Origin of the sequence: Paraglaciecola sp. 25GB23A (assembly GCF_040012495.1) — a bacterium.
In the GTDB taxonomy this organism is placed as follows: Bacteria; Pseudomonadota; Gammaproteobacteria; order Enterobacterales; family Alteromonadaceae; genus Paraglaciecola.
Genome location: NZ_JBDYKM010000040.1, coordinates 1 through 16,945 on the forward strand (window position 1 = coordinate 1; position 16,945 = coordinate 16,945).

General features: G+C 41.3%; 14 protein-coding genes, 4 tRNA genes and 1 pseudogene. All 19 read left to right on the forward strand.

Annotated features, from left to right (window positions below; all coding sequences use genetic code 11):
- Positions 1-406 precede the first annotated feature (406 nt).
- Positions 407-1,669 carry a hypothetical protein gene (locus ABKW31_RS22090; protein ID WP_348618875.1) on the forward strand — a complete coding sequence of 421 codons (1,263 nt, stop codon included), beginning with the start codon at positions 407-409 and terminating at the stop codon, positions 1,667-1,669.
- The gene (locus tag ABKW31_RS22095) at positions 1,662-2,759 is read left to right on the forward strand and encodes a glycosyltransferase (RefSeq protein WP_348618877.1); all 1,098 of its coding nucleotides are present in this window, start codon (positions 1,662-1,664) and stop codon (positions 2,757-2,759) included. The genes ABKW31_RS22090 and ABKW31_RS22095 overlap by 8 nt, the downstream gene beginning before the upstream one ends.
- Positions 2,743-4,104 (forward strand): O-antigen polysaccharide polymerase Wzy, encoded by a 1,362-nt coding sequence (gene wzy, locus ABKW31_RS22100; RefSeq protein ID WP_348618879.1) that lies wholly within the window; start codon positions 2,743-2,745, stop codon positions 4,102-4,104. The genes ABKW31_RS22095 and wzy overlap by 17 nt, the downstream gene beginning before the upstream one ends.
- A gap of 98 nt (positions 4,105-4,202) precedes the next feature.
- Positions 4,203-5,294, forward strand: a complete 1,092-nt coding sequence (locus ABKW31_RS22105; RefSeq protein WP_348618880.1) for a glycosyltransferase — start codon at positions 4,203-4,205, stop codon at positions 5,292-5,294.
- A complete protein-coding gene (locus ABKW31_RS22110; protein WP_348618882.1) occupies positions 5,272-6,429 on the forward strand; it encodes a glycosyltransferase in 1,158 nt (385 codons plus the stop codon). Before ABKW31_RS22105 ends, ABKW31_RS22110 begins: the two co-directional genes overlap by 23 nt.
- Positions 6,422-7,018, forward strand: a complete 597-nt coding sequence (locus ABKW31_RS22115; protein ID WP_348618884.1) for a sugar transferase — start codon at positions 6,422-6,424, stop codon at positions 7,016-7,018. Before ABKW31_RS22110 ends, ABKW31_RS22115 begins: the two co-directional genes overlap by 8 nt.
- Complete coding sequence (locus ABKW31_RS22120) at positions 7,015-7,662, forward strand: acetyltransferase (RefSeq protein ID WP_348618886.1); 648 nt, start codon at positions 7,015-7,017, stop codon at positions 7,660-7,662. The genes ABKW31_RS22115 and ABKW31_RS22120 overlap by 4 nt, the downstream gene beginning before the upstream one ends.
- 25 nt (positions 7,663-7,687) lie before the next feature.
- The gene (locus ABKW31_RS22125; RefSeq protein ID WP_348618888.1) at positions 7,688-8,863 is read left to right on the forward strand and encodes a DegT/DnrJ/EryC1/StrS aminotransferase family protein; all 1,176 of its coding nucleotides are present in this window, start codon (positions 7,688-7,690) and stop codon (positions 8,861-8,863) included.
- Positions 8,863-10,713 carry a nucleoside-diphosphate sugar epimerase/dehydratase gene (locus tag ABKW31_RS22130; RefSeq protein WP_348618889.1) on the forward strand — a complete coding sequence of 617 codons (1,851 nt, stop codon included), beginning with the start codon at positions 8,863-8,865 and terminating at the stop codon, positions 10,711-10,713. Before ABKW31_RS22125 ends, ABKW31_RS22130 begins: the two co-directional genes overlap by 1 nt.
- Before the next feature lie 156 nt (positions 10,714-10,869).
- The gene (locus ABKW31_RS22135) at positions 10,870-11,388 is read left to right on the forward strand and encodes a polysaccharide biosynthesis/export family protein (protein WP_348618891.1); all 519 of its coding nucleotides are present in this window, start codon (positions 10,870-10,872) and stop codon (positions 11,386-11,388) included.
- A 3-nt stretch (positions 11,389-11,391) separates the two neighbouring features.
- Positions 11,392-13,497 carry a polysaccharide biosynthesis tyrosine autokinase gene (locus tag ABKW31_RS22140; RefSeq protein WP_348618892.1) on the forward strand — a complete coding sequence of 702 codons (2,106 nt, stop codon included), beginning with the start codon at positions 11,392-11,394 and terminating at the stop codon, positions 13,495-13,497.
- Positions 13,498-13,577: 80 nt separating this feature from the next.
- On the forward strand, positions 13,578-14,576 hold the full coding sequence (gene murB / locus ABKW31_RS22145) for a UDP-N-acetylmuramate dehydrogenase (RefSeq protein ID WP_348618894.1): 999 nt from the start codon (positions 13,578-13,580) through the stop codon (positions 14,574-14,576).
- Positions 14,577-14,600: 24 nt separating this feature from the next.
- Positions 14,601-15,584 carry a bifunctional biotin--[acetyl-CoA-carboxylase] ligase/biotin operon repressor BirA gene (gene birA, locus ABKW31_RS22150; RefSeq protein WP_348618895.1) on the forward strand — a complete coding sequence of 328 codons (984 nt, stop codon included), beginning with the start codon at positions 14,601-14,603 and terminating at the stop codon, positions 15,582-15,584.
- A complete protein-coding gene (locus ABKW31_RS22155; protein WP_348618896.1) occupies positions 15,568-16,287 on the forward strand; it encodes a type III pantothenate kinase in 720 nt (239 codons plus the stop codon). Before birA ends, ABKW31_RS22155 begins: the two co-directional genes overlap by 17 nt.
- Before the next feature lie 160 nt (positions 16,288-16,447).
- Positions 16,448-16,523, forward strand: a tRNA-Thr gene (locus ABKW31_RS22160).
- Positions 16,524-16,532: 9 nt separating this feature from the next.
- Positions 16,533-16,617 (forward strand) — tRNA-Tyr (locus ABKW31_RS22165).
- Positions 16,618-16,650: 33 nt separating this feature from the next.
- Positions 16,651-16,724: transfer RNA gene (locus ABKW31_RS22170), tRNA-Gly, on the forward strand.
- 12 nt (positions 16,725-16,736) lie between these two features.
- Positions 16,737-16,812 (forward strand) — tRNA-Thr (locus ABKW31_RS22175).
- Between the two features lie 57 nt (positions 16,813-16,869).
- Positions 16,870-16,945, forward strand: a pseudogene (locus ABKW31_RS22180) (elongation factor Tu); the annotation flags it as partial.

A 16,945-nucleotide genomic window follows, 5' to 3' on the forward strand; every position in this document is an offset into this window, starting at 1 on the left:
GCGGCGATGGTAGTGTGGGGTCTCCCCATGTGAGAGTAGCACACCGCCAGGCTCCCATTAAGAAACAAGCCCGACTCGATGAGTTGGGCTTTTTTCGTTTTAGAGACAGATTGTTTTGAGCTGCGAGCTGCGAGCTGCTAGCGACGAGTTTCGAGCAAGAGCAACAGCAACAGTAAAAGATAGGTTAGGTGAGCGACACGCCATATAGACAGTTCGACTCAACTTGCGTTAATTCACCGAAAAGAGACTCGGCTGAATTAGCACGGGGGTCCCAATTCATTACATCAAAGTCTCTCGGGGTCTTTAAAGCGCCCTAGATCCCTTAAAACGGTGAAGTTCATTTGATTTGAACAGCGTATTCGAGCATTATTGCAAGATAATAATAAGAACAATAATTAGTTGTCCTATGTCATCCAGTTTGACAAAAAACGCCGTTTTAACGCTTTTTGCGAATCTTTCTTTTGCGCTAACTAATTGGCTACTATTAGTAATAATAGCTAAAGAGTACGACGCTGTATTTTTAGGTCAGTTTGTTTTAGCGCTATCGGTTATCTCTCCTATCTTTCTACTTTTTAGCCTAAAACTACGGACTTTACTTGTCGTTGATCTCGATGGCGAATATACCAGTGAGCAATACTTAGGAACGCGCTTATTTACCAATACTATGGGCTTGTTATTAGCCTTGTTAATTGGTGTGTTGTTTTACCAAAATATTCCTCTGATTTTATTTTTATTAATCGCTTTATATAAGTGGTTTGATGGTTGGTCAGAATTATTTTACGCTTACTACCATCGTTCTGGTTGCTTTAAAACCGCCACTATTTCTCAATGTTTACGCTCGTTGTTAAGTATAATGGTGATTATCATTATGGCTCAGACTAGCTTGTCGGCATTATGGATGATTGTGGGCTGGGTTTTAATTAGTGGTTTATTTAGTATAATCGACGCCTTATTTTTTACCAAAATTCGCTTTCAATTAGACTCCACTGCTACTCGTTGGCTGACATTATTCAATCCATTCTATTGGTTTAAATCGCCACTACTTATTGCAAAAAAATACTACACATTAGGCTTAGCTTTAGTAGTCGGCGCTATGTTTGTTTATATTCCTAATTTTGTAATTGAAAAATACAGCGGAATTGCAGCTGCTGGGCAGTTCGCTGCTGTCAGTTATTTTTTAATTGCAGGGGGAATTTTAATCCATAGTGTTTCGCAAGCAAGTTCACCGCGCTTAGCGAGTCTCGCTAAAGCAGGCGATTGGCAATCTTTCACTTCTCTTACTACAAAAATGTGTCTAATTGGCGCTGCGATAGGCTTGTCAGGTATTGTCGTTGCAATCGTCTTTGGCGAGTTTTTTCTACGACTTTTTTATAATGCCGAAATAGCGCAGTTATCTACGGAATTAATTTGGGTCTTGATTGCAGCGGCAATTCGCTACGTTTACATTTTTATTGGTACTGCAATGAATGCCCTTAAACAATTTCAGGTGCAAACTTATATTTATACTGTGGGAACGCTTAGCGTATTAATTTCATGTTTACTGTTGGTGCCAAGTCAAGGCACTTTAGGAGCGGCTAAGGCTATGGTCATCGCTACCCTCGTCGAAGGCATTTTATTTGCTTATTTCTTTTGGAAAAACCTGCACAAAAGGCAGTTAAGTAATGACTAAAAAAGTTTTACACGTATTTGGCATAATGAACAGGGGAGGGGCTGAATTACGGACTTTATCGACCCTGCAAAGTATGCGTGCCAAGGGCGTAGAATATGAGTTTGTAGTACTTAGTGGGCAAAAAGGTGTCTTAGATCAACAGATTACTGAACTTGGCAGCAAAGTTCACTATTGTGCATTAGGCCTTACCTTTTTATTTAGATTTGCTAACCTCCTACGCCGGGGTAAGTATGATGTTGTGCACTCTCATGTATCCCTAGTGTCAGGTCTAATGTTGTTTATCGCCTGGCTTTGTTCAGTCAAGATACGTATCGCCCACTTTCGCAGTACTAATGATGTGGAAAACCCCAATATTGTACGTCGACTGAGAGACAAGTTTCTGCGTAAGCTTATCCTAATTTTTGCTCACCATATCGCGGGTGTTTGCAAAGCTGCCTTAGATGCTTTCTGGCATTTTGACTGGCAGACCGATCCCAGATTTAAAGTGATTTATAATGGATTTGTTCAACGGGACGTTGAGTTACAACAAAACTTTTGGCAGCAATACATCCCAAACTTAGACTCTAAAAAAGTTATTCTTAATGTATCCAGAATGCATGAACAAAAAAACCACCCAAGACTCGTTGAGATATTTTGTAGTTACTGTGAACAGAATCAAGATGCAGTATTAGTTCTTGTAGGTAAAGAAGACACTGAAATTAAGGCACATTTGCTTAGTATAAGTGAGCTGTCTAATGCCCATGGTCGGATCTTTTATCTAGGGGAGCAGAGTAATGTTTTGCCCTTTATGGCGCATGCAAATGTGATGTTATTTCCCTCTAAATGGGAGGGCCTGCCAGGAGCCGTGTTGGAATCGGCAAGTATTGGCACGCCAGTTTTAGCGTCTGATATTCCTGGCGTATTAGAAATAGCTGAACAACTACCCATTGTTAAGCATTTGTCTTTAAGTAGAGATAATGCAGATTGGCTTACCATGCTCAACTTTATTCTGAACACTAAACCTGAAAGAGATAAGGCCAAGCAGGAATTTAAACAAAGCTTCTTCCAGTTAGAATTTAACGTCAAGCAACTTTATGCTCTTTACACTTAACTCCAGTCAAACGAAGAAGTTAATAGGAATCTGGATCCTACTTCTCAACAGTATCATAGTGTTTGCTGCGTATTTGGATGTGTATGAGTCACCAAGGGCTGAACTTGAGATTCTAACCACTCTTAATTGGTTATTAATTGCGGTATTGCTGTCAAATACACTGCCTAAAGGCACATGGTCGATCTGTTATATTTTTTATGTTTCTTTCGGAATATTTCATGGCGGTTTAATACTCGCAAATTCTATCGGTGGTATAAGCGATGAGGACATTCTCTATCAAATTAGTTTTTGGTTTAATAAAGAAGAAACAAGTAATGCGATACATCTGATTAATTTGGCATTTTTAGGTTTTGGCTTAGGAGCTATATTTTTTTCTAAACCCACTGAAAACCCTGATAAACCTCTGCTTAGTGATGTTGATTATGACCGAAGGTTATTTCATTTTGGTGGGATCTTTTTAGTTCTTATAACTTTGGTGTTTTTTTTAGTAGGAGCGGGTACCGGCGCAATCTATTCTTACGGCGCGTATTTAGCGGTGGTCGATAGTATCCCTATTGTCGGCATTATATTTACTTATATTTATATGTTTATTGGTTTGTCGCTGGTGTTTATTGCGGTGACGTACCAAAAAGGTTTTGGTTATAGTTATTTTGTATTATTTGCACTTTGGTCGATGTTTGCATTTAAACTCGGTTTAAGGGGCGAAGTTATGTTTCCCTGTGCGGTTGCCGCTTGTATGTTAGGAAGAAAAGGCAAGCCAATTAACGGACTGGTATTACTGTTAGGTGTGTGTGTTTTTCTTATTTTTGCTGGCATTGTTAAAAATGCGCGAATCTCTGGTGATTATTCTGCTGGCGCATCGTTTAATCCTATGAATGCGGTTGCTGAAATGGGCTCAAGTTTGCGTGCTGTGCAAGAAGTTGTCTCTTGGCGAGTAAATGGTGACGAGTTAATGTTAGGTGCTAGTTATTGGGCTCCATTTGAGCGACAACTTGCCTTAGTATTACCTCAAATGGAACGTATACCCTCAGCAGATGATGAACGTTTGTTAAATGTAACCGTCATAAAACGAGCTGGACCCATAGGTTTTTCGCCTGTAGCTGAGGCTTATATTAACTTTGGCGAATCAGGTGTATTTGCGGTTTTTTTGTTGTTGGGTAGTCTACTGGCTTATCTAGATAACCAGACTTCAAAAACTCGTTACGACATATTATTGGGTGTCAGTTTAGTACCTGTCTTTATTATGATCCGAAATAGTTTTGCCCATGTGCCAGTGCAAATTATTATTGGCCAATTTGTGGCACTTACGTTTATGTTTTTAGCTAAAAAGAAGAAGGCATTATAGTGGATGTAGTTGTTACTTGTGAATTCCGCTTTTTTAGAAGTTCGGATGGCAAAATTTGGACAAATAGTGTGTTTATGTATCCTTTCTGGTTGAGATACTTGGAGGTTTTTAACCAGGTTATTGTTGTTGCTCGAATTCAGGATGTCAGTTCAGTAGATGACTCTTGGCAACAATCTAATGGCAGTAAGGTTAAATTTGTCGCCTTACCCTATTACGTCGGATTTGCAGGCTTGTTGTTAAATGCGCTCAGTATTCGCAAAACAATAAGAGCTGAGTGTATTAAGAGTCGCGCTTTAATTTTGCGTGTGCCATCACAATCTGCAATGCTAGCTCTATTTGGGACTGGCACCAAGCTTGGTTATGCTCTCGAGCTGGTTGGCGATCCTTACGATGTATTTAGTTCTGGCATTACTAATAATGGCCTTGATCGTGTACTTGGATTTTTGAGTTACTTGGGCTTAAAACGCATGGCCAAAAATGCCTTGTCCGCCTGTTATGTCACCCAAACGTATCTGCAAAAACGCTATCCTGTGCGCGAAGGTTTTGTGTCTGTCGGTTGTTCAGATATTGAATTAAAAGAAGAGCACTTTGCCCAAGCTCCAAAAGTCATTCAAAAAATAGCCACTAAACTGGTTTTTGTTGGTTCACTTGAACAACTGTATAAAGGGCCAGATACCCTTATTCAGGCAGTATCTTTACTCAAAAAGCAAGGCTATAAGTTTGATGTCACTATGTTAGGAGGGGGACATTTTCTAAATGCCATGCAACAACTTGCTGAAAAATTAGATTGTGCTGAGATGGTCAATTTTGCTGGGCCGGTCGCTCATACACAAGTAGCGGTTTATCTTGAACAGAGTGATATTTTTGTTATGCCTTCAAGAACAGAAGGCTTACCTAGAGCATTGCTTGAAGCAATGGCAAAAGGTTTGCCTTGTATCGCGTCTAACGTCGGCGGCATTCCTGAATTGCTCAGTGAGCAGTATTTAGTAGAAAAGGACAATGCAGCCCAACTGGCCAACACAATACTTAATTTGAGCCAATCGATCCCTTTACTTAGTGAAGCGTCAGAGTGCAATTTACGCACAGCACGTGAATATGAAATCACGATTTTAAATCAACGGCGCAAGACGTTTTATCAGTCTTATTTAACCCTACAAGAAAAATTTAATGAAAGTTCTACATCTGCTTAAAACCGCCGTTGGCGCCAGTTGGGCTTTACGTCAAACCAGTGAGTTGGTCAAACTTGGGGCTGAAGTCCATTTGGCCTTACCTGATGGCCCAATGGTGACCAAATATCAACAAGCAGGGGTTAAAGTGCACATCTTTGACCCTTCTATTGAGTTGCGCAAACCGTGGTTGAATAAGCAGAAAATCACAAAATTGAGAGCCTTGGTCGATGAGATAAGCCCAGATATCATCCATAGTCATTTTGTAGCGACCACATTATTAATGCGTCTTGCTTTGCGCAAGTATAAGCTTCCTAGAATTTTTCATGTGCCTGGCCCCTTGCATTTGGAACATCTGCTGTTCCGTAGTGTTGAATTAGTCTTAGCTCAGCAGCAAGATTATTGGTTAGCCTCTTGTCTTTGGACTCGACAGCGTTATCAAGATTCAGGCATCGAATCTACCCGCATTGGTTTAGCTTATTATGGGGTTAATGAGGAAGACTTTTTATTCCAACAGTCTCCTACCGCCAATATAAAACAACAATTAAATCTGCCTGAAGACAGTTTTGTCGTCGGCATGGTGGCTTATTTTTATGCACCTAAACCTTATCTCGGTCAAACACGCGGATTGAAGGGGCATGAAGACCTCATTGACGCCATCGCGATCGTTAAGCAAAGCCATGCTAATGTTAAATGTATTTTTGTTGGCGGACCTTGGGCTAATGCTGACTCGTATTTTCAGAAAGTAAAGCAGTATGCAGAACAAAAAGCCCCTGGGACTTGTGTTTTTCTTGGTCTACGTCATGACGTACCCTTACTTTATCCGCAGTTTGATTTAGCTGTTCATCCTTCACATTCAGAAAACGTTGGGGGGGCAGTAGAGTCGATGTATGCGCAAGTCGCAACCTTAACTACTGATGTGGGTGGTTTTCCAGACTTAGTTGTCGATGGAGAAACTGGCTACATGGCGCAGTCTAAATCACCCACACAATTGGCAAATAAAATAAGACAAGCCATCAACGAACCAGAAGAACGCCAGCGACTCGTCGCCAACGCGCGCCACAAAGTATCTCAAGTGATGAATGTGCAACACAATGCCTGTCAGGTGTTTGATTTTTATCGGCACATACTGTCAGCAAGAGGGCAGAGCAATGATTAAACGCCTATTAGACTTTTTCATCGCGACTTGTGCATTGTTGCTGCTGTCGCCCATTTTGTTAGTACTCGCTGCCATCATCCGGTTTAAATTAGGTAGTCCTATCTTGTTCCGCCAATTACGGCCCGGTAAAGACGCCGAAATATTCAAGATGTTAAAGTTTCGTACCATGACCTCACAACTTGATGCACAAGGGCAATTGTTGCCTGATGAGCAAAGATTGACGTCTTTTGGGCTGTGGTTACGCGCTTCTAGTTTGGATGAATTACCGGGTTTATGGAATGTGTTCAAAGGGAATATGAGTTTAGTTGGCCCGCGGCCATTACTGGTTGAATATTTACCTTTGTATAATGCCGAGCAGCAAAAGCGTCATCAAGTTCGCCCCGGGATAACTGGTTGGGCTCAAGTCAATGGTCGCAATGCCTTAAGTTGGCAACAAAAGTTTGATTATGATGTGTGGTATGTGCAGCATCAAAGTTTGCTACTAGATTGCAAAATTTTAGCAATGACGGTGTTAAAGGTATTAAAAAAGGCAGATATCAATCAAACGGGCGAGGCGACCATGAGCAAATTTGAAGGTAATGAAAAATGAGCTCACTAAACATGGTTAAGAATCTTGTTATTATTGGTGCCGGTGGTCACGGTAAGGTTGCTGCTGAGTGCGCAGAATTAATGGGCCGTTATACCAATATCTGTTTTTGGGATGGTTTATATCCTCAATTGACCCAGGTGAGCCATTGGCCTGTCGTGGGCACAGGCGCAGAATTTTCTGGTTTAGATACTGTACATACGGATTATTTTGTTGCCATAGGTCATAACATTACCCGCCAAAAGGTAACAACTCAATTACTCGAACAGCAATGCCAAATGGCAACCTTGATACATCCCTCGGCGGTTGTTAGTCCCTATAGCGAAATAGGGGAGGGCACATTAATCTGTGCCACTGCAGCTGTTAACATTGATACTAAGATAGCGCGAGGTTGTATCGTGAATACCGGGGCTAGTGTCGATCATGACAATATCTTGGCTAGTTTTGTTCACATTGCGCCTGGCGCCCGCTTGGCAGGCTCGGTTTCTATCGGTGAAGCTAGTTTTATTGGTATTGGAAGTGTTATTATTCCGGGTAAAAGCATTGGCAAACACTGCATTTTAGGTGCTGGCAGTACGTTGTTACATGATTTGGCCGATTATTCGGTTGCAGTGGGCAGTCCCGCTAAAGTAATAAAACAAAAATAATAAGTTTACTGAAGAGGTTTATATCATGCTCAATGGTCCATTTTCTCCTTGGCCGTGTTTTGATGCGGCTGAAAAAGAAGCCGTGTTAGCTGTACTTGATTCAAACAAGGTTAACTACTGGACTGGTCAGCAATGTCGCGAATTTGAACAGAAATTTGCTGAATATTTTGAGTCAGATTATGCCGTTGCAGTCGCTAATGGCACTGTCGCTTTAGATCTAGCTTGGCAAGCACTTGAACTTCCCAAGGGCGCTGAAGTTATCGTCACTTCTCGCACCTTTATTGCTTCTATATCTTCGATTGTATTAGCCGGTCTGGTACCGGTCTTTGCCGACATAGAACGTGATAGTCAAAACATCAGTGCAGCAACTATTACTCCTCACCTTAGTGAGAAAACCGCTGCCATATTATGTGTTCATTTAGCGGGTTGGCCCTGTGAAATGGATGACATTATGGCCTTGGCTAAACACCATGACTTATACGTGGTAGAGGATTGCGCGCAATCTCATGGTGCCTTATATAAGGGACGCTCTACTGGCAGTATCGGTGATATAGCCGCCTGGTCATTTTGCCAAGATAAGATTATGACCACTGCGGGTGAAGGCGGAATGGTGACCACCAATCGCAAAGATTTGTGGGAGAAAGTTTGGTCGTTTAAAGATCACGGTAAATCTTGGAATGCCATTTATGAAAAACAGCACCCACCCGGATTTCGTTGGTTGCATGAGTCTTTTGGCACTAACTGGCGCATGTTAGAAATTCAAGCTGCGGTGGGCTTGAAACAGCTTGAAAAAATGCCAGAATGGACTAAAAAACGTCAAGCTTACAGTGAGAAAATCTGGACTACCGCTAAGCAATTTAATGCCTTACGCGTGCCAAGTATGCCTGCTTATATCGAACATGCTGCCTATAAATGTTATGTCTTTGTTGAGCCTAAGCAACTCAAACTTGGTTGGAACAGAGATAGAATTATTGATGCCATCAATCAGCATCAAGTACCTTGCTTCTCAGGTTCATGTTCTGAAGTTTATTTGGAAAAAGCCTTTGATGATACTTTTTACCGTCCTGAGCAGCCCCTATTGAACGCAATTGAGTTAGGCCAAACATCATTGATGTTTTTAGTGCATCCTACCTTGTTAGCTGAAGAAATAGACAAGTGCTGTTCGGTGTTAGCGCAGGTGATGTCTGAGGCGAGTTTATAATGCAAATTAAGCAGTTATTTGGTCTCAATGCAGGGGCAAAATTGAGCTTAGAAATTATGTGGGATTTTTTGTCACTGATAACTGCGACATTTTTTGCCTACTGGCTTAGATTAGGCTTTGGTGCCTGGCATTTTGACCCTGCTGAGTGGATGGCTGTTGGTGCCAACATTGCTTTCACCCTCGCATTATTAGCCTTTTTAGGGCATTACCGACAAATTATTCGTTATATTGGCGCGAGAGCTATATATATAGTGATGTTAGTGCTCAGTATTTCAACCTTGTATTTATTCGCTGCTAAGTTTGCGCTAAACATTCATATTCCAACCACGGTACCTTTCATTTATTGGATGCTGAGTGCCATTTTAATTATCACTCCACGCTTCTTAATCCAAGGCTCAGCTCAAGCGCAAAACTATAAGTTACGAGAGAAATGTTTAATTTTTGGTGCAGCTCACGAGGGCCGATTATTAGCCCAATCGCTAAAAGCTGGAAATGAGTTACACCCTGTGGCTTTTATCGACGACAAGGGGAAGTTTCATGGCAAAACAATCTCTGGTTTACCCGTCGGCAAATTAAGTGATATTCCCAAATATGTAAAACAACATGGAGTCAGCAAAATGTTGTTGGCGGTCCACGGTACGTCAGAAGCACGGCGTAAAGAGTTAATCAGTGAGTTAGAGCCGTTTGCGATCGAGTTGCTTAGTATTCCAAAGATTCAAGATATCCTGTCGGGCAAGCATAAAATAGACGAATTACGTGAAATTCGCATTGAAGATTTATTGGGCCGCGAAGCGGTGCCACCGATTACTGAATTATTGGATGTCAATATCAAGCATAAAAATGTCATGGTGACAGGCGCTGGTGGCTCCATAGGCAGTGAGTTATGTCGGCAAATTATCAAATCTGCACCGGCTAATCTTATTTTATTTGAATTATCTGAGTTTAATTTATACCAAATAGAGAATGAACTTAAAGCGCAATATCCCGACATACCTTTGATTCCGATACTCGCTAGCATACAAGACACTGAAGTACTGCGCAGTACGATATCCGATCATGCAATTCATACCATTTATCACGCGGCAGCTTATAAACACGTGCCGATGGTTGAAGCTAATCCCTTAGCTGGCATCCGCAATAACGTATTTGGTACCGCGAATGTCGCCCTAGTCGCAGCAGAATTTGATGTCAAGAAATTTGTATTAATTTCAACTGACAAAGCGGTGCGTCCTACCAATATCATGGGGGCAACCAAACGCTTTGCCGAATTGTATATTCAAGCTATCGCTGAGTTAAGTTCGGGCACAGAGTTTGCCATTGTGCGTTTTGGTAATGTACTTGGTTCGTCTGGTTCTGTGGTACCGCTTTTTACCAAGCAAATCAAAGCAGGCGGACCGATAACCGTCACCCATCCTGATATTATTCGCTTTTTCATGACTATTCCTGAAGCTGCTCAGCTAGTTATCCAAGCTGGGGCCATGGGCAATAAGGGCCAAGTATTTGTATTGGATATGGGGCAGCCGGTTAAGATCGTGGATTTAGCCCAGAAAATGGCGCATTTAATGGGGCACAGTATAAAAAGTCGTGATAATCCTAACGGTACGATTGAACTGAAATTTTCTGGGCTAAGACCTGGTGAAAAGCTCTATGAAGAATTATTAATTGGTGACGCAGATACAAAAACTCAGCACCCGAGGATCATGGGCGCGGATGAAGCTAAGTTGCCGTTTGAAGATGTTGTATTGTTGTTCGATGAGTTAAACCGATTGTTACTCAATCACAATGCGATTGGTGCTAAAAAATTATTGTGTAAAGCACCGCTAGGATATGCGCCTAGTATTGCTGTTTAGCTCATGAAAATCAGCGACCAGTCGATATTTCAATGGTACTAATAAAAACAGAGAAACAAGCTACTATCAGCATGAATGTTTACCAAAATACCCTCCAGCCTAAAGATGCGACTCCCATCAAACAAATGACTTTTTGTCAGCTTGAGCGCGCGTGACATGGTATTACGACTGTTAGTTTGTTTAAGTTTTTTTTACTTTTCATCTGCTTCACATGCGGACAGCTCTTCACTAAAAATTAGTGTCGGCGATAGTTTGGCAATCGCGGTTTATAATGAAACTGATTTAAGCTTAAAAGTAAGGGTTGATAACAGTGGTGTCGTTAATTTTCCTTTAATAGGACAAGTTCCAGTACTGAACCTGACGCCCAAACAACTAGCTAAAAATCTTGAAGAGCGTTATGACGATGGCTATTTAGTTGCGCCTTCGGTTACGGTTAGCATAGAAAGGTATCGTCCATTTTATATTCATGGTGAAGTAAAAGCCCCCGGTGTATATGAGTTTGATCAAAAATTAACAGTTGAGCAAGCCATTGCGATTGCTGGTGGTTTAAGCGAAAGAGCCTCATCTAGTAAATGGTTTATCGCTCGGCCCTCAGAAAAAAAACCATTGCCAGTAAATAAAGAAAGCCCAGTATTACCCGGTGATATTATTACCATCAATTCGAGTTTTTTTTAGCTTATGGCCGTCATTTCACTCGCGCCCCAGGGGAGTTTTGACCTCACTGACCTATTGACTTTTTTGTGGCAAAAAAAATGGCGTATGATTATTACCATTGCAATATTAACTAGCATGGGTAGCTATTATGTAAAAAATCTGCCAAAAGTATATTCTGCGACAAGCACCATCCTCTTAGACGAAAAATCTGATACCTTAACCCTAAGCGGTAATTTCGGTACGGTGTCGCAAAAAGAAAGTGACAAACTTGATACGTTTATCGAGTTTATTCGCTCAAGACAATTTTCTGCAAAAATCGTTGAGCAGCTCAATTTAACTGACCGCCAAGAATTTCAAAAAGTATTAGAAAATGGCACCTTAATCAAAGATAGCCAGACAGCCATTACCATACTCCTAAATAACTTAAAACTGACAAAAATTGCTAATACCGAGATGTTAAAAATTAACGTCGAATCGCGCTTAGCTTATACTGCTGCCGAGATAGCCAACGCGATAGGTCCTACGTTTTTTGACTATCAAAACCAAACACATAAACGTAAAGCAGATGAAACCACCCGTTGGCTTGATGGTCAATTGACCACCTTACGCAGTCAATTAGACGAAGCGGAGCATGAATTAGAAAATTTTATGCAAGTTAATGGTTTAGTTGATTTAGAAAACCAAGTTGAACTGGTAAAAACTGAAATAGCTAAACTAATTGAGTACAAACTGCAGGTTGATAAAAGTGTCGCTGCAGATTATGCCACTATTTCGCAAATTAAAGCTGCGCAGGGAGAGACTGTCAACTTAGTGCAAATACCCGCAATATTTAACGACAGTTTATTACGCGATTTAACTGCCAAGTTAACTGAAAAAGAGTTGCTTTTTGATGAGATAAGTAAACGTTACAAATACAAACACTACAAATACATTGCTGCTCAAAGCGCACTAAACGTGCTGCAAGAAAATTACAATACTGCTCTGTTACAAGTGGTGGACGGTTTACAATATTCTTATCTGAACTCTATTGATCGACAAAATGAGTTGGCAAAACAACTAGAAAAAGCCAGGCTGCGACATACCGAGCTAGGTCGCCATGAAATGGAGTTAGCCACCTTACGGCGCAAAGTAAGCGCCATGCAACAACTTTATGACGTCTTTTTATCGCGTTTGCAGGAAGCTGAAATATTGCAAGATTTGGATAGTGGTGGTGAATTTGCCATAGTAGATTTTGCTCAAGTCCCCGAATACTCAAGTAAACCCAAAGTGTTATTGGGTATCAGCTTTTCATTTATTTTGGCTAGTGTTTTTAGTATTGGTTTTTGGTTCTTAGTTCATTTAGTCGCAGACAAGAAAACGCGCTTTAAGCAGTTATTATTGAGGCAAGGTGTGCCAGTGCTGGCTGAAATTCCAAAATTACCCAAACAAAAAGTGTTAAGTAAAACCAGTCTCAATACGGTGCAGCCGATAAAGGACTTCGTTTATGCGGAGGCGATTAGAACCTTGCGCTCTGGACTTGTAGTGCGTTCAGACGATACTCCAATCCGTATTGTGGCTTTTACTAGCGTGTCAAAAGATCATGAAAAATCGCTAATTCCTATAGAATTGGCGGAATCCTTTGGGCAATTAGAAAAATCCATGTTAATCGACGGAGATATGCGCAACCCTGTGGTTGGTCAGTATTTTGGGCTTGGACCCAACGCGGCTGGTTTATCAGAGTTTATCAATAAACAGGCTTCATTTAGCCAATGTATGGTGCGAGAGAAAGGCAATCAATTATCAATTATGCCCAGTGGCGCGGGCACGTCTGATCCACTGGTTTATTTATCTAAACCGAGATTTGCTGATTTTATAAAAAAAATTGGTGTGCTTTATGAACGTTTGATTATTGATACCCCACCGGTTAATTCCTTTAGCGACGCCTTGGTCATTGCTAAACTGGTAGATGGCATTATTTTAACTTGTGATATTGAAAAGACCGATAGTCTGGCCCTCATCGAAGCGGTACAAAGATTACAAGATGCAGGTGCACCGCTACTTGGTGTTGTTTTTGATCGCAGTAAACATGTAAAAGTTAGATTTTCTAAAACAAGCGCACAAAAATATAGTCTGAAAAAAAGTACTAATTAATTTAGCTTGTCTGGTAAAAATACCCATCTTCGATAAACTACTCTGCAATAATTCAACGTATTCTAAAAGAGTCACTATTTTTGTATCCCTTACAAAACCTACATACTTTTGCTTTTCCTGCTTATGCTGCGGACTTCCACTTGGTTGGTTCTTTGGCAGAGTTGCAAGAGTCTTGGCATAGCTCTGTCAATCAATCTTATTACATCTTAGGTGAAGGAAGTAATACTGTTTTCTTGGAAGATTTTGATGGCTGCATTTTGAAAATGGCGATTAAAGGCATTGAACTGCAAGAGACGGACGAAGAGTTTATATTGAAAGTGGGTGCGGGTGAAAATTGGCATCAACTTGTTGAATGGTGTTTAGCTAAGGGTATTAACGGTTTTGAAAACTTAGCCTTGATACCAGGCACAGTAGGCGCTGCCCCAATTCAGAATATAGGCGCTTATGGCGTTGAGGTTGAGCAGTTTATCGATAGTATCGAATATCTTTGTCTAGTTAGCGGGACAATTAAGCACATTCGGCGAGCTGAGTGCCAGTTTGCTTACCGTGATAGTATTTTTAAGCGTGCATTGGCTGGGCAGTTTATTATTGGCAGTGTTACGTTTAGTCTTAGTAAACATTGGTTAGCGAATGCAAGTTATGCCGAGTTGCGCGAGTTGGCAGAGCCAAGTGCTCGAGATATTTTTGATAAAGTGGTACAAGTTAGGCAACGCAAACTACCCGATCCTAAAAAGCTTGGGAATGCCGGTAGTTTCTTTAAAAATCCCATTATTGACAAAGCCTTATTTGTGCAATTACGGCAACGTTACCCTCATATACCTAGTTATCCAGTTAATACTGAGCAGGTTAAAGTGCCTGCGGCATGGTTAATCGATACCTTAGGGTTTAAAGGTCACAAAATTGGCGGAGTAATGTGCCACGCTCAACAGCCTTTGGTGCTTACCAATGATGGTACTGGTAGCGGTAGTGAGTTAGTTGCCCTAGCAAAAAAGATAAAACACGCGGTGCAGCAAAGTTTTTTCATCGAATTAGAAAATGAAGTGCAACTAGTCAGCAATGCTGGGCTTGTGCATATTTAATCCAAAGCGATTTAAGGATCAGACATGACGGTGAACCACGCCAATACTGATGTCATCAGAACTCATATTATTAAACAACTAGCGGTAGGTGATTTTTGTTCAGGGGAAGCTCTCGGCGAGCAATTGGGTATTTCGCGGGCTGCGGTATCGAATCATATTAAGTCGTTGTCTGAACTAGGTTTGGATATTTATAGCGTGCAAGGTAAAGGCTATCGATTGGCCTGTCCGCTGATTTTGCTCGACAAAAGTAAAATATTGGATTTACTGACAGTCCCTACAGATGCCCAATTAACGGTGTTAAATGTCATCGATTCAACTAATCAGTTTATCAAGGAACACCAATCTGATTTATCCAACGGCTCTGTTTGTTTAGCAGAGGCGCAAACTGCAGGCCGGGGCAGATTGGGGCGTCGCTGGGTTTCTCCCTATGGTGCCAGTATGTATTTGTCGATGCATTGGACATTTCCTGCAGGCTATCAAACCATCGGTGGCCTGAGTCTGGCGGTTGGTGTGGCTATTATAAATGCCTTGAATAAGATAGGTGTGTCACAAGCAAAACTAAAGTGGCCAAATGATATTTATGTATTAGGTAAAAAACTAGCTGGTGTTTTGATAGAGGTTGAAGGTCAAATTGGTGCAGCCTGTCATTGTATTGTGGGCATTGGTATTAATGTAAAGTTACCGCAAGCCAATTTACCTATAGATCAACCCTACATAGATATTAACTCTGTCATTACAACAGAAGTCGATCGCAATGAATTTGCGGCCGTATTGATTGACGAGCTTTTAACTACACTCACCCTGTTTGAATCTAAGGGCCTTGCCCCTTTTGTTGCACAGTGGCGCGCCGCTGACGTTTATGCCAATCAAACTATTAATCTCATTATTGGCCAAACAGTTACCTCAGGTATTGCACGTGGCATCAGCGATAATGGGGCTTTATTAGTTGAAACAGACCTTGGCATTCAGGCATTTCAAGGTGGAGAAATTAGTGTTAGACCAGCCTAAATATTTACTCATTGATATTGGCAATAGCCGCATAAAGTTTGCTCGGGTCGATAGCGCAGATGAAGAAATACACATAGATTACTGCGTCTCGGTGGAGGCACTAGAAGATATAATCAGGCAAAGCAATAAGGTACTGGTGGCATCCGTTGGTAAGGAGGCCTTGGTTGAAAGTATCAATGAGATTTGCCTTAAATATCAGATTGCTTGTCATTTTGTGCAAACCCAACAGCAACAGTTTGGCATTTCTTGCGCTTATCAAAAGTTCGAAAATTTAGGGGTAGACCGCTGGCTGGCTGTTCTTGCGGCAAGAGCAATCACTGAATTACCGGTTGCTGTACTAGACTTGGGTACGGCTAATACCTGCGACATAATTATCGGCCAGGAACATCTAGGGGGGTGGATTTCTCCTGGATTTGGTGTGATGAAACAAAGTTTGTTGGCTAATACTCAAAAAGTTTTTGCTGATTTAAGCCGACCTCAACAATTCACCTTAGGCCAATCTACACCCGACTGTGTTAATCAAGGATGCCTTGCTGCTGTGCAAGGTTTTGTATTGATGGCTGAAAATTATTTACAGGAGCATAGTCAAAATTACGAAATTTTTGTGACAGGTGGCGATCAAGATTTATTATTTTCACAAAAAAATACGCACTTACGCTTCTTTCCTAATTTAGTTTTACTTGGTTTACAGCGATTTTTATAAAAAGTTTACTGCCTAAATATTGCATTTGCTGACTTATATGCATGAAAATTAGTCAGTCCGGCGTTAATTTGAGCAAACGATACAAAAATTTAAATTTTTTCAATTTCCCCTATTGCACCGTGCTAATCATTACTCTAGAATGCGCCCCTCTTGATGTCGTGCCGACTTAGCTCAGTTGGTAGAGCAACTGACTTGTAATCAGTAGGTCACCAGTTCGATTCCGGTAGTCGGCACCATCAATCTCTGGAGGGGTTCCCGAGCGGTCAAAGGGATCAGACTGTAAATCTGACGGCTCAGCCTTCGAAGGTTCGAATCCTTCCCCCTCCACCACTTTTTGCTTGATATGGTATGAGAGCAAGGTGTGCGGACGTCGTATAGTGGTAATACCTTAGCCTTCCAAGCTAAAGCTGCGAGTTCGATTCTCGCCGTCCGCTCCATTATTGTGAAATGCTGATATGGCTCAGTTGGTAGAGCGCACCCTTGGTAAGGGTGAGGTCGGCAGTTCGAATCTGCCTATCAGCACCACTTCTCTCCCCAGCTCAAGAACAAAAATTATTAATACTATTTGCTGGGGAATAAACAATGGCAAAATCAAAGTTTGAACGTACTAAACCGCACGTAAACGTAGGTACTATCGGCCACGTTGACCACGGTAAAA